The organism is Pseudomonas sp. I2 (genome assembly GCF_040984075.1).
Classification (GTDB): Bacteria; Pseudomonadota; Gammaproteobacteria; order Pseudomonadales; family Pseudomonadaceae; genus Aquipseudomonas; species Aquipseudomonas guariconensis_B.
The window spans coordinates 45,292-58,164 of sequence record NZ_JBCGFQ010000028.1; the positions used below are offsets into that span (position 1 = coordinate 45,292).

Here is a 12,873-nt window from a genome sequence, read left to right on the forward strand (position 1 = left end):
ATCGATCACGGAAATAGCCGCAGATGACCGATACGACCTTGATGGCCATGGCCGAACGTTTCTTGTCGGCCTTGAAACATTGCCAGCTGTTGCAGATGCGTGTGCATCATGCCGATGCCGACGGCATGACCCTGGTTCTGCCCTGGTCGCCGGCGATCGTCGGCAACCCGCAGACTGGCGCCGTCCATGGCGGCGCCCTGACCACGCTGATGGACACCACCTGCGGCATGGCGACCTTGTGCGCGCTGCCGCGCTTCGAAGTCTGCCCGACCCTCGACCTGCGCATCGACTACATGCATCCGGCCCAGGCGGGCAAGGACATCTTCGGCCATGCCCAATGCTACCGGGTGACCCGCGACGTGATCTTCACCCGTGGCACGGCCTACCAGGACGACCCCGCGCAGCCGATCTGCCAGGTGGTCGGCACCTTCATGCGCTTGGGCTCGCAGGTCAAGGGCGGAATCCATTTCGGCAACAGCCTCAAGGAGGGCAGGGCATGATTCCACGGGATGTCCGCGAACGTCTCAACCAGGCCCATGCCGTCGGTGACTACCGGCCCTTGCTGGCGTTGATCCCCTATGCCGGGCTGATCGGCATCGAATGCGAGCGCCAGGGCGACGACCTGCTGTTCCGCCTGCCTGCCAGCCAGGACAACATCGGCAACCCATTGCTGCCAGCGATCCATGGCGGCGTGATCGCAGGCTTCATGGAGCTGTCGGCGGCGCTGTACCTGCTGATCTACAGCGAAAGCGCCAGTATCCCGAAGATCATCGACTTCTCCATCGATTACCTGCGGGCCGGGCACTACCGCGACACTTTCGCCCAGTGCCAGCTGTGGCGCCAGGGCCGCCGGGTGACCAACGTCGCCATCACCGCCTGGCAGGGCGATCGCGACTCGCCGATCGCCACTGCCCGGGCCCATTTCAAGATCGAACCGGAAAAGCCCTTGAAATAGCCAGGCGAGCCCCCATCTGCAGGACATCCGCCATTCAACGCAGGCCACCGCGGCCGCCAGGCGACAACTGCAATCAGATCGGAGTTTTGAAGACCATGAGTGTGGAGACTCAAAAAGAAACCCTGGGCTTCCAGACCGAGGTGAAGCAACTGCTGCACCTCATGATCCATTCGCTGTACTCGAACAAGGAGATCTTCCTGCGCGAACTGATCTCCAACGCCTCCGACGCCGCCGACAAGCTGCGTTTCGAGGCCCTGGCCAAGCCTGAACTGCTCGAGGGCGATGCCGATCTGAAGATCCGCGTGAGCTTCGACAAGGACGCCGGCACCGTGACCCTCGAGGACAACGGTATCGGCATGAGCCGCGAGGACGTCATCACCCACCTGGGCACCATCGCCAAGTCCGGCACCGCCGACTTCATGAAGAGCCTGACCGGTGACCAGAAGAAGGACTCGCACCTGATCGGCCAGTTCGGCGTCGGCTTCTATTCGGCGTTCATCGTCGCCGACAAGGTCGACGTCTTCAGCCGTCGCGCCGGCTTGCCAGCCGCCGAGGGCGTGCACTGGTCGTCCAAGGGTGAGGGCGAGTTCGAAGTCGCCACCGTCGACAAGCCCCAGCGCGGCACCCGTATCGTCCTGCACCTGAAGAAGGGCGAGGAAGAGTTCGCCGACGGCTGGCGCCTGCGCAACATCGTCAAGAAATACTCCGACCACATCGCCCTGCCGATCGAGCTGCCCAAGCAGCAGCCTGCGGCCGCCGAGGGCGAGGAGCAGCCGGCCCAGGAATGGGAAACCGTCAACCGCGCCAGCGCCCTGTGGACCCGTCCGCGCACCGAGGTCAAGGACGAGGAGTACCAGGAGTTCTACAAGCACATCGCCCACGACTTCGAGAACCCGCTGGCCTGGAGCCACAACAAGGTCGAAGGCAAGCTGGAATACAACTCGCTGCTGTACGTGCCGGCCCGTGCGCCGTTCGACCTGTACCAGCGCGAAGCGCCACGCGGCCTGAAACTGTACGTGCAGCGCGTGTTCATCATGGACCAGGCCGAGTCGTTCCTGCCGCTGTACCTGCGTTTCATCAAGGGTGTGGTCGACTCCAACGACCTGTCGCTGAACGTCTCCCGCGAGATCTTGCAGAAGGACCCGATCATCGATTCGATGAAGACGGCCCTGACCAAGCGCGTGCTGGACATGCTGGAGAAGCTGGCGAAGAACGAGCCCGAGCAGTACAAGGGCTTCTGGAAGAACTTCGGTCAGGTGATGAAAGAGGGCCCGGCCGAGGACTTCGCCAACAAGGAGAAGATCGCCGGCCTGTTGCGCTTTGCCTCCACTCATGACGACAGTGGCGAGCAGAGCGTCGCCCTGGCCGACTACCTGGCCCGCGCCAAGGAAGGCCAGGACAAGATCTACTACCTGACCGGCGAAACCTACGCGCAGGTCAAGAACAGCCCGCACCTGGAAGTCTTCCGCAAGAAGGGCATCGAGGTCCTGCTGCTGACCGACCGCATCGACGAGTGGCTGATGAGCTACCTCAACGAGTTCGACGGCAAGGGCTTCGTCGATGTCGCCCGCGGCGACCTGGACCTGGGCCAGTTGGATTCCGAAGAAGACAAGAAAGCCCAGGAAGAGATTGCCAAGGAGAAGGAAGGCCTGGTCGAGCGCCTGAAGACCGCGCTGGGCGACAGCGTCGCCGAGGTGCGGGTCTCTCACCGCCTGACCGACTCGCCGGCGATCCTGGCCATCGGCGAACAGGACCTGGGCCTGCAGATGCGCCAGATCCTCGAAGCCAGCGGGCAGAAGGTACCGGAAGCCAAGCCGATCTTCGAGTTCAACCCGGGCCACCCGCTGATCGAGAAGCTGGACAACGAGCAGAGCGAGGATCGCTTCGCCGAGCTGTCGCACATCCTGTTCGACCAGGCGGCCCTGGCGGCCGGTGACAGCCTGAAGGATCCGGCGGCCTACGTTCGTCGCCTGAACAAGCTGCTGGTCGAGCTGTCTGCTTGAGTTGATGCAAGGAAAGCCCGCTTCGGCGGGCTTTTTTCATGGTGCAAGGAGGGTTTGATGAGCAAGGTAATCGCCGAGTCGCTGGTCTATCACCTGTCGGGCAAGGCTTATGAGAGCCGCCTGGTCTACACGCCGGGCGCGTTGCCCCAGCCGGGCCTGGTGATGGCGCCGAACTGGATGGGGATTGGCGAGGGTGCCGAGCGGATCGCCAAGGAAGTGGCCGAGAAAGGCTATGTGGTGCTGATCGCCGACCTGTATGGGCAATCGGTGCGGCCATCCAACCCCGATGAGGCGGGGGCGGCGATGATGCCGCTGAAGAACGATCGCGGCGAGCTGCGCAAGCGCATGGAAGAAGCCCTGGCGCAATTGCTGGGGCAATCGAAGGCGCTGCTGGAGCCGGGCAAGGTGGCGGCTTTCGGTTTCTGCTTCGGTGGCTGTTGCGCCCTGGAACTGGCCCGTGCCGGGGCCGACCTCAAGGCCACGGTCTCCTTCCACGGCACCCTGGACACGCCGAACCCGGCCGATGCCAAGCGTATCCAGGGTTCGGTGCTGGTGCTGCACGGGGCGTCCGACCCATTGGTGGCCAAGGAGCAGTTGCCGGCCTTCGAGGATGAGATGAGCGCCGCCAAGGTCGACTGGCAACTGGTCAGCTATGGTGGGGCGGTGCATTCGTTCACCGATCCTGGGGCGAACGTGCCGGGCAAGATGCAGTATGACCGGCGTACCTCGGAGCGGGCCTTCCGTGCCATGCACAACCTGCTGGCGGAGGTCTTCCAGGGCTGAGGTGCCAGGGTGGGGCCGCGCAGCGGCCCCTCGTCACCGAGGCAATTCGATCCGCGAAGTCTCCCCCGGCACCCTGGGCCAGTCACCCGCCGCCCAGCGCGCACGGGCCTGTTCGATCAGCTCCGGATCGCTGGCTACGAAGTTCCAGTTCATCCGCCGTGGCCCATCCAGTGGTGCGCCGCCGATCAGCACCAGCTGGCATTCGCTTTGCGCGTACAGCGTCACCTCTTCGCCCTCCGGCAGCACGACCAGGCTGCACGGGTCGACCTCATCCTCTCCGAGCAGCAGTTCACCATCGAGCAGGTACAGGGCACGCTGCGCATGCTCCGTCGGCACGTTCAGGGTCGTGGCCGGCTGCATCCGCACATGGGCGTAGAGGGTAGGGGAGAGCACCGGTACTGGGGATCGCAGGCAGAAACCTTCGCCGGCGATCATGCAGATGCGCACACCGAGGCTGTCGCTGACCGGCAGGCTGTCCGCTGGGTGGTGGCTGTAGCTGGCCGGTCCCTGCTCGGCCTCGCGTGGCGATGCCAGCCAGACCTGCAGGCCATGCAGGCGCGACCCTGCGGCCACGCTGTCCACGGGAGTGCGTTCGACATGGGCGACACCGCGGCCGGCGGTCATCCAGCTGACCTCGCCGGGCAGCACGCGTTGCTCGGAGCCCAGGCTGTCCTTGTGCAGGATCTCGCCCTCGAACAGGTAGGTCAGGGTCGACAGGCCGATGTGCGGGTGCTGGCGGATGTCCATGCCGCTGCCCGGTGCGTAGTCGGTCTCCAGCATGTGGTCGAAGAACACGAAGGGGCCGACGCTGCGGCATTGGGCCGAAGGCAGCGGACGCAGGATGGGCTGGCCCTCGACCGATTCGGCGCGTGGGTGGATGACCAGTGGGCTGCTCATGACAGGGCTCCAGGCAAGGCGGTGGATGCCCCAAGCATAGCGGGTTGGCGGCCGTCGCTGAACCGTCCGCTGTGCTTGCCGGTCTACTCTGTTCGTACTTGGAGAAGGAAGCTGCCCATGATCGCCAGAGCACTGGCCTGCTTGCTGTTGTCTGGAGGGCTGTGCCTGGCCGCGCAGGCACGTGACTACCGCTACAGTGACGCCCACTTGCATTACGTCGATTTCTTCCAGGAGAGCGAGGGCATGCCGGCCTTGCTCAAGGCCATGGACGAGGCGGGGATCGAGCAATCGATGATCTCGGGCATCCCGGTGGCCAAGAAATGGCACGAGGATGAGCCCAAGCGCCCACGCTATTACGCCGGGGATGATGCCGATGCCTACTGGTACAGCGCTACCGATGTTTATGTGGCGGCCGCCCTGGAGCGCCTGCCGCCGGAGCAACGGCGTCGCTTCCATCCGTTTCTCAGTGGCTTCAACCCGGTGGACAAGAACGCCGTCAGCCATATCGAGCGCATGCTCGACCTGTATCCCGGGCTCTGGCAGGGGATCGGCGAGGTCTTCACCCGCCACGACGACCTCACCGCCCTGACCACCGGCGACACCCCCAGGGCCAACAACGAGGCCATGACCCGGATCTACCACCTGGCGGCTGAGCGTGACCTGCCGGTATTGATCCACTCCAACGTCACTTCCAAGCGCGAGCGTAATCCGCTGTACCTGGCGGAAATCGAGGAGCCGCTGCGTAACCATCCGCATACCCGCTTCATCTGGGCCCATGCCGGGACCAGCATGGAGATCCACCGCCACCAGACGCGCATGAACTTCCTCCTGCCGCTGCTGGGTCGGCTGCTGGAGGACTATCCGAACCTGTATGTCGACCTGTCCTGGAGCGTGCTGGAGCCCTACCTGCTGGATGGGCAGGGTAAGCCCAGGCAGGCTTGGGTCGAGCTCGTGAAACGGTTTCCCGATCGTTTCATGCTAGGGTCCGATGTGGTCGGGCGGTTCTCCAGCCTGGGGGAGCAGATGCACGCCTTCGACCCGTTCCTGGATGCCTTGCCGCCAGAGGTGGCGGACAAGGTGGCGCGGGGCAATTTCCTGGCGGTACTGCCCAAAGGGCATTGAGCGGTCTGGATGGTATTGGGGCGCGAAGCGGCCCCGCACAGGCTGTGAGGGCGGCCTGGGAGGCGGTACAAAAGAAAACGCCCCGAACCGGTCGGGGCGTTTTCAACAGGCCTTCAAGGCATCACTTGCCCTGCCAGCGCTTGAGCACCAGGGTGGCGTTGGTGCCACCGAAGCCGAAGCTGTTGCTCATGACGGTGTCGACCTTGGCGTTTTCCTCGGTCTTGCACAGGATCGGCATGTCGGCGACTTCCGGGTCCAGCTCGTCGATGTTGGCGGAGCCGGCGATGAAGTTGTTTTCCATCATCAGCAGGCAGTAGATCGCTTCGTGGACACCGGCGGCGCCCAGGGAGTGGCCGGACAGGCTCTTGGTCGAGCTGATCTTCGGTGCCTTGTCGCCGAACACTTCGCGAACGCCCTTGATCTCGGCGACATCGCCGACCGGGGTCGAGGTGCCGTGGGTGTTCAGGTAGTCGATCGGGGCGTCGACGGTGGACAGCGCCTGCTGCATGCAGCGGATCGCGCCTTCGCCGCTCGGGGCGACCATGTCGTAGCCGTCGGAAGTGGCGCCGTAGCCGACGATCTCGGCATAGATCTTGGCGCCACGGGCCAGGGCGTGTTCCAGCTCCTCGACCACCACCATGCCACCACCACCCGCGATGACGAAGCCATCACGGTCGGCGTCGTAGGCGCGCGAGGCCAGCTCCGGCGTCTCGTTGCGCTTGGTGGACAGGGCGCCCATGGCGTCGAACAGGAACGACTGGCTCCAGTGCTCTTCTTCACCGCCGCCGGCGAAGACGATGTCCTGCTTGCCCATCTGGATCTGCTCCATGGCGGTGCCGATGCAGTGTGCGCTGGTGGCGCAGGCCGAGGCGATGGAGTAGTTCAGGCCCTTGATCTTGAACGGCGTGGCCAGGCACGCCGAGACGGTGCTGCTCATGGTACGGGTGACGCGGTACGGGCCGACACGCTTGACGCCCTTCTCGCGCAGGATGTCCAGCGCTTCCATCTGGTTCAGGGTCGAGGCGCCGCCGCTGCCGGCGATCAGGCCGGTGCGCGGGTTGGACACCTGTTCTTCGGTCAGGCCCGAGTCCTTGATCGCCTGTTCCATGGCCAGGTAGGCATAGGCGGCGGCGTGGCCGACGAAGCGGAAGACCTTGCGGTCGATCAGTTCTTCGAGGTTGAGGTCGATGGAACCGGAAACCTGGCTACGCAGCCCCATTTCCTTGTATTCCGGGTTGAAACGAATGCCCGGACGGCTCTTGCGCAGGTTTTCGGTGACGGTAGCTTTGTCATTGCCCAGGCACGATACGATGCCCAGACCAGTGATAACGACGCGGCGCATGCGAATAACCCTTAGAAATTGTCAGTGGAGGTGAACACGCCGACCCGCAGGCCTTCGGCGGTGTAGATCTCGCGGCCATCGACGCTGACCGAGCCATCGGCGATGGCCATGTTCAGCTTGCCCTTCAGGACGCGCTTGATGTGAATGTTGTAGGTGACCTTCTTCGCTTCCGGCAGGACCTGGCCGAAGAACTTCACTTCACCTGAGCCCAGCGCACGGCCACGGCCCGGCAGGCCCTGCCAGCCGAGGAAGAAACCGACCAGCTGCCACATGGCGTCCAGGCCCAGGCAGCCCGGCATGACCGGATCGCCTTCGAAGTGGCAGGCGAAGAACCACAGGTCCGGATTGATATCCAGCTCGGCGACCAATTCACCTTTGCCGAACTTGCCGCCTTCCTCGCTGATATGGGTAATGCGATCGACCATCAGCATGTTCGGGGCGGGCAGTTGCGCATTACCGGGGCCGAACAGCTCACCGCGACTGCAGCGCAGCAGGTCTTCCCGAGTAAAGGCGTGTTGTTTGGTCATGCGAGCTCCTCAATAACCCCCTGCGGCAGGGGATGAATCTTCCCGGCCGGCCCGGAACCCTCTGAGTCCGGGGCGGCAGCCTACAGGTAGACTATTGCGTTGTGGTGAAAGTCACAGCGCACCTGGCAAAAGAAGTACAGGTGTGCACTGAAACCGGTATTTTCAGGCCCAGTGATGGGTTCTGTCCAGCCTCTAGACTGCCGCAATTTAGCTTTTATCGCCAGTCGCAGCTGTCTGCCCGGGCAGCCAACGTTGCAGGACCTGCTGCAGGTCGGTGCGCTTGAAGGGTTTGCTCAGGTAATCGTTCATCCCGATGGCCAGGCAGCGCTCGCGGTCGCCCTGCAGGGCATTGGCGGTCAGGGCGATGATCGGTACTTGGGCGCCGCGGGGTAGCAGGCGGATGCGCCGGGTGGCTTCGTAGCCGTCCATCCGGGGCAGGCGGCAGTCCATCAGCACGGCCGCGAACGACTGCTGCTGCACCTGCTCGATGGCCTGCAGGCCATCGAGCGCCACGCTGACATCGAAGCCCAGGCTACGCAGCATGGCCTCGATGACGCTCTGGTTGACCGGATTGTCCTCCACCAACAGGATCCGGCCGCCCAAGGCGGCAGGCTGGCCCTGCTCTACGTTGCCTGGGAGCAGGGCCGCAGGGGCGCTGGCCAAGGTCAGGGGGATCTCCAGGGTAAAGGTCGAGCCCAGGCCTTCACGGCTCTCGCCCCGCAAGCGGCCCCCCATGCGCTCGGCCAGGGTGCGGGCGATCGCCAGGCCCAGGCCGGTGCCGCCGTAGCGCCGGGAAATCGAGCTGTCGGCCTGCTGGAAGGCGACGAACATCATCTCCAGCCGTTCGTTGTCGATGCCGATACCGGTGTCGCGCACTGCACAGGTGAACCAGACCTGTTGCTGATCGAGCACCTGCCAGTGGGTCTGCACGTGCACTTCGCCTTGTTCGGTGAACTTCAGGGCGTTGCCGATCAGGTTCAGCAGGATCTGGCGGATTCGCGTCGGGTCGCCCGTCACCTCTAGCCGTTCGATCCCCGTCTGCTGTTGCAGGCGCAGGTCCAGGCCGCGCTGCTGGGCGCTGTGCTGGAACGACTGGACGCTGCTGGCGATCAGTTCGCCCAGGTTGAAGCCGATGTGTTCCAGCTCCAGGGCGGTGCGCTCGATCCGCGAGAAATCGAGGATGTCGTTGATCACCTTGAGCAGGTGGCCGGTGGATTCGCTGGCCACCGCGGTGTATTCGGCCTGTTCGCTGGTCAGCTGGGTGGTTTCCAGCAACTGCAGCATGCCGAGCACGCCATTCATGGGGGTGCGCAGCTCATGGCTCATCATCGCCAGGAAGTCCGACTTGGCCCGGTTGGCCTGCTCGGCCTCCTCGCGGGCCTGGATCAATTGCGCGATGGCCTGTTTCTGCTCGTGGCTGGCCTGCTCCAGGGCGCTGGCCAGGTTGTTGATGTGACGGGCCAGGTGGCCCAGTTCGCTGTCGTCGACCACCGGGACCGGCGCATTGAACTCGCCCTGCTGGATCGCCTTGACCGCGTGGCCCATGTCGCTGATCGGCTTGGCCAGGCTCCTGGCCAGGCGTCGCGCCAGCAGGAAGGTGAACAGCAGGGCGAACAGGGCGAGGATGCCGGCCTTGATGACGATTTCCTGCTGGCGCTGGCTGAAGGCATCGTCGGACATGCCGACGATCACCCGCCCGAGGTAATCGTCGCCGACGCTCGGGGTGGGCATGTCGCCCTGTTGCAGGAAGTCGTCGTCCAGGCGGATCTGCTGCAGGCGGATGGGGGCCTGGAACACTTCCACGCGCTGGGAGCGGCTGCTGTTCTCGCTGCCCTGTTCCACGTACACCAGGATGTGGTTGCGGCTGTCCTGCACCTCCAGGAAGCGCACGTGGGGAATGCTCAAGGTGGCCCGCATCAGGCTCTCCAGCACCTCGTTGTTGCCCGAGATCACCCCGTATTCGGAGGCCGGGGCCAGTTGGTTGGCGATCAGTTGGCCGGTGTGGTTGAGCTCCTGGCGCAGGTCCTGGATACGCACGAAGGTGAAGAAACTGATCAGCAGCAGGGTCAACAGGAGCGCTGGGCCCAGGCTGATGATCTGGGTACGGGTGTGGATGTCCCAGCTCAGGCGTCTGCTCATGGGGTGGGTTCTCCTTCGGCCAGGGCCAGGGCGGCGGCCTTCGGATCGATCGGCTCCAGGCCCAGGGCCCGTGCCACCTGCTGGTTGCCACTGACCCCGAAGTGCTCGGGGTAGAGGCTGCGCGGCCAGTGGGCCGGCGCCTGGTCGAGCAGCCGGTCGAGCACCGTCAGCCAGTCGTCCTGGTCGCTGTAGGTGCTGGCCAGGGCGCCGGCGCGGACGAAGCCGGCGCTCGGCCCGATCAAGGCCATTTGCCGGCCATAGCTGCTGAGCAGCACGTTCTTGGCGGTCGTGGAGTTGTACAGGTGGGGGTCGTCGATGCCCAGCAGCACGTCGCTGCTACCCAGCAGGTGCTGCAACGGACGACTGTCGCGCGGGTCGGGCCAGTCCTGGGCGACGATCTCCAGGCCCAGCGGGCTGGCGGCCAGGCGCAGTTCGTCGAGCAGGAAGCGGCTGTGCTCGCCGTACAGCACCCCGACCCGTCGTGCCTGGGGCAGCAGGTAGCGGGTCAGGCGCAGTTGCCGGGCCGGGGGCGGGTCGCTCCACAGCAGGCTGAGGAAGACCGGGCGGGCCTTGCCCAGGCGCTGTTCGGCCTGCACCCGGCTGACCCGCAAGGCCAGGGCGGGTGGCCCGGCCGCCTCGGTCATGCGCCAGTCGAGGGCGACGCCGTCGAGCAGCACCAGGCGGATGTCGGCTTTCAACTGGCCCGGGCGTGGCAGCTCGGCCACTGTCTGGAAACGTACTTGGTCGTGGCTGCGACGTGCGTCCAGGGCCGCGACGAAGCTGCGGATACCGGGCTGGTCTTCGGCGCCGACCAGCAGGACTTCGCCGGCCGACAGCGACCCCAGCGGCCACAGGCATAACAGCAGCAGGCCCAGCAGCCGGCGCATCAGAACTCAAGCTCCGCGCTGACGCTCAGGCGGTGGCGGCTGTCATAGCGATTCTGCGGGGCGGTGATCGGCTCGTCGTCCAGGCGCTGCTGCCAGAGCGCGGCCAGTTCCAGGCTGGTGCCCTGCAGGCGAATGCGCTTGGCCAGGCGCAGGTCGAGGCGCTCGTAGCGGTATTGGTTGAGGGCGTCGTCGCCATAGTAGAACAGCGCGCTGGACCAGCCGTCGCCCCAGTCGCGCATCCACCCGGCCGAGCCACTGTTGCGGGCACTGAGACGGCGGTCGGCGGGATTGCTGGCCCAGGCGTCGACATAGGCATAGGTCAGGCGCAAGCGGTCGTGCAGGGTAGGGCGCCAGTCCAGTTGCGCCTCGCTGCCGCTGAAACGGGCCTTGTTGGCATTGCTGGCGATGTATTGGTTGTTGCGCAGCGGCTCGCTGATCATGCCGGTGATCTCGTCATAGAACAGCTTCACGTCCATGCTCAGGTCGATGTCGCTGAAGTGGCCGTTGTAGCCCAGCTCCCGCGAGCGCATGCGCTCCTGGTCGAGGTTGCCCGGGCCACGGGTCTTGACGAAATACTCGGCGTGCTGCTGGCCGAACGCGGTGGGGCTGAGGTTGTTGACCCGGTAGCTCCAGTTGACGTTGTTCTCGAACATGTCGGGCGAGCGCACCGCTTCGGAGTACACCGCGCGCAGGCCGTGGCGCGGGGTGATCAGGTAGTTGACCGCCAGGCGCGGGGTCAGTGAGCTGCCGGAGAGGCGGGTGTCCTCGAACATCGCCCCACCCTGGAGGATCCAATGCTCATCGGCGCGCCATTCCAACTGGCCGAACAGGCGCCAGGTCTGGTCGTCCAGGGCGCCGTTGAAATAGGTCTGCGAATCGGCCCGGTCGTAGCGGTAGTTCATGCCGCTGAGCAAGCGCAGGTTGTCGGTCAGGCTGAGGGTGTCCTGGATCTCCAGGTCGTAGCGGGTCTCGCGGGTGCTCTGGTCGACGTCGCCGCACACCACCTGCTTGCCGCCGAGGTTGTCCCACTGGTTCTTGATCTGGTCGCGCAGGGCCTGCTGCACCGGGTCGCTGCTGTTGGGCGGGTCGAAAGCCCGGCGGGCCACCTGCTCGGCGTAGTCGGGGTTCAGTTGCCACAACCGGGTCAGTTCGGGGCTGAACGCCAGGGCCGCGTCACAGGCACGCCACACCTGCTGGCGGTCGAAGTGCTGGGCCGAGCCCTGGACGTACAGGCTGTGCTCGGGGTTGAAATCGATGTTCCAGCGCACCGAACCTGCGTAGTCCTTGGCGTTGACGTCGGCGTTGTCGCCACGGGCGGTGACGAAGGGAAACACCGGCTCGTAGGTGTAGGGTCGCTGGTTGCTGCCTTCCTTGGCCGCCAGTTGCCATTCCAGGGTCTGGTTGGGCGCCAGGTTGTGGCTGACGCTGAGGTTGAAGCGGTTCAGGCGTCGGCTGTCGCGGTAGTCCTGGCCGAACTGGTCGCTGTCGAAGCCGTCGTCCTGCATGCCGGACAGCGACAGGCGCAGGTCGCCACCGTCCCAGCCGAAACCATGGCTGACGTAGTAGTCGTTGATGCCGTCCTGGCCGCGGGTGACCTTCAGCCGCGTGCCATGGCTGTCGGCGGGGTTGCGGGTGAGGATGTTGACCACCGCCATCAGGGCGTTGGCGCCGTAGCTGACGGTATTGGGGCCACGGAACACTTCGATCCGCTCGATGTCTTCCATTGCCAGCGGGATGTCGCTCCAGTCCACCGTGGCCAAGCCAGCGCGGTACACCGAGCGGCCATCGATCAGTACCTGCATGCGCCGGGCGTCGTTGACGTTGCTGCCGTGGTAATTGACCGTCGGCTGGTTGCCGGCGCCATAGCCGATCATCATCCCCGGCACCAGGCGCATGAGCTCGGGAATGTCTCGGGCGCCGCTGGCACGGATCAGCTCGCGGTCGAGCACGGTCATGCTGCCGGGCACCGCCGCGGGGGACTGTTTCAGGCGGGTGGCGGTCAGAATCTGTGGCAGGTCCTGGTTGTCGAGGAACAGGTCGTCGGCCACGGCCGGCCCGCCCACCAGGGCAGTCAGCAATAGCAGGCGAGGGAAGGGTGGCGTGCCAGGGAACACGGTACGGCCTTGTTTCAGGGATGAGTCAGGCATGTTAACCGACCGTGGGGGTTTTTCCAGTCGGGCGGTGAGACACAAGCCACAAGCTGCAAGCTGCAAGGAAA

Annotated in this window: 11 protein-coding genes; 5 read left to right on the forward strand and 6 right to left on the reverse strand. The window is 65.0% G+C overall.

Going from position 1 to position 12,873, the window contains the following annotated elements:
* The first annotated feature begins 23 nt into the window (after positions 1-23).
* The 4 genes from WCE05_RS15710 (at position 24) to WCE05_RS15725 (ending at position 3,741) form a co-directional block, all read left to right on the forward strand.
* Entirely contained in the window at positions 24-500 is a 477-nt protein-coding gene (locus WCE05_RS15710; protein WP_253081562.1) for a PaaI family thioesterase, read from the forward strand.
* A complete protein-coding gene (locus WCE05_RS15715) occupies positions 497-955 on the forward strand; it encodes a PaaI family thioesterase (protein WP_225790392.1) in 459 nt (152 codons plus the stop codon). The genes WCE05_RS15710 and WCE05_RS15715 overlap by 4 nt, the downstream gene beginning before the upstream one ends.
* Positions 956-1,050: 95 nt before the next feature.
* On the forward strand, positions 1,051-2,958 hold the full coding sequence (gene htpG / locus WCE05_RS15720) for a molecular chaperone HtpG (protein ID WP_225790393.1): 1,908 nt from the start codon (positions 1,051-1,053) through the stop codon (positions 2,956-2,958).
* A 57-nt stretch (positions 2,959-3,015) separates the two neighbouring features.
* On the forward strand, positions 3,016-3,741 hold the full coding sequence (locus WCE05_RS15725) for a dienelactone hydrolase family protein (protein ID WP_368816152.1): 726 nt from the start codon (positions 3,016-3,018) through the stop codon (positions 3,739-3,741).
* Between the two features lie 33 nt (positions 3,742-3,774).
* On the opposite strand, the gene WCE05_RS15730 is transcribed toward WCE05_RS15725, so the two are convergent.
* Entirely contained in the window at positions 3,775-4,638 is an 864-nt protein-coding gene (locus WCE05_RS15730) for a pirin family protein (RefSeq protein ID WP_253081564.1), read from the reverse strand.
* Between the two features lie 117 nt (positions 4,639-4,755).
* Between WCE05_RS15730 and WCE05_RS15735 the strand changes: the two genes are divergently transcribed.
* Entirely contained in the window at positions 4,756-5,760 is a 1,005-nt protein-coding gene (locus WCE05_RS15735) for an amidohydrolase family protein (RefSeq protein WP_368816153.1), read from the forward strand.
* A 121-nt stretch (positions 5,761-5,881) separates the two neighbouring features.
* On the opposite strand, the gene fabB is transcribed toward WCE05_RS15735, so the two are convergent.
* From fabB to WCE05_RS15760, 5 genes are all read right to left on the reverse strand, one after another.
* Positions 5,882-7,102, reverse strand: a complete 1,221-nt coding sequence (gene fabB / locus WCE05_RS15740) for a beta-ketoacyl-ACP synthase I (protein ID WP_225790397.1) — start codon at positions 7,100-7,102, stop codon at positions 5,882-5,884.
* 11 nt (positions 7,103-7,113) lie between these two features.
* A complete protein-coding gene (gene fabA / locus WCE05_RS15745) occupies positions 7,114-7,629 on the reverse strand; it encodes a 3-hydroxyacyl-[acyl-carrier-protein] dehydratase FabA (protein ID WP_028690473.1) in 516 nt (171 codons plus the stop codon).
* Positions 7,630-7,836: 207 nt separating this feature from the next.
* Positions 7,837-9,768 (reverse strand): response regulator, encoded by a 1,932-nt coding sequence (locus WCE05_RS15750; RefSeq protein ID WP_368816154.1) that lies wholly within the window; start codon positions 9,766-9,768, stop codon positions 7,837-7,839.
* The gene (locus WCE05_RS15755) at positions 9,765-10,655 is read right to left on the reverse strand and encodes an ABC transporter substrate-binding protein (RefSeq protein ID WP_368816155.1); all 891 of its coding nucleotides are present in this window, start codon (positions 10,653-10,655) and stop codon (positions 9,765-9,767) included. Before WCE05_RS15755 ends, WCE05_RS15750 begins: the two co-directional genes overlap by 4 nt.
* Entirely contained in the window at positions 10,655-12,802 is a 2,148-nt protein-coding gene (locus WCE05_RS15760; RefSeq protein WP_225790400.1) for a TonB-dependent siderophore receptor, read from the reverse strand. Before WCE05_RS15760 ends, WCE05_RS15755 begins: the two co-directional genes overlap by 1 nt.
* Positions 12,803-12,873: the final 71 nt, after the last annotated feature.

Bases quoted from the DNA above. Each gene is read 5' to 3' on its own strand.
- htpG (WP_225790393.1), top strand. From the start codon at position 1,051: ATGAGTGTGGAGACTCAAAAAGAAACCCTGGGCTTCCAGACCGAGGTG.
- WCE05_RS15725 (WP_368816152.1), top strand. From the start codon at position 3,016: ATGAGCAAGGTAATCGCCGAGTCGCTGGTCTATCACCTGTCGGGCAAG.
- fabB (WP_225790397.1), bottom strand. From the start codon at position 7,102: ATGCGCCGCGTCGTTATCACTGGTCTGGGCATCGTATCGTGCCTGGGC.
- WCE05_RS15710 (WP_253081562.1), top strand. From the start codon at position 24: ATGACCGATACGACCTTGATGGCCATGGCCGAACGTTTCTTGTCGGCC.
- WCE05_RS15715 (WP_225790392.1), top strand. From the start codon at position 497: ATGATTCCACGGGATGTCCGCGAACGTCTCAACCAGGCCCATGCCGTC.
- WCE05_RS15750 (WP_368816154.1), bottom strand. From the start codon at position 9,768: ATGAGCAGACGCCTGAGCTGGGACATCCACACCCGTACCCAGATCATC.
- fabA (WP_028690473.1), bottom strand. From the start codon at position 7,629: ATGACCAAACAACACGCCTTTACTCGGGAAGACCTGCTGCGCTGCAGT.
- WCE05_RS15755 (WP_368816155.1), bottom strand. From the start codon at position 10,655: ATGCGCCGGCTGCTGGGCCTGCTGCTGTTATGCCTGTGGCCGCTGGGG.
- WCE05_RS15760 (WP_225790400.1), bottom strand. From the start codon at position 12,802: ATGCCTGACTCATCCCTGAAACAAGGCCGTACCGTGTTCCCTGGCACG.
- WCE05_RS15735 (WP_368816153.1), top strand. From the start codon at position 4,756: ATGATCGCCAGAGCACTGGCCTGCTTGCTGTTGTCTGGAGGGCTGTGC.
- WCE05_RS15730 (WP_253081564.1), bottom strand. From the start codon at position 4,638: ATGAGCAGCCCACTGGTCATCCACCCACGCGCCGAATCGGTCGAGGGC.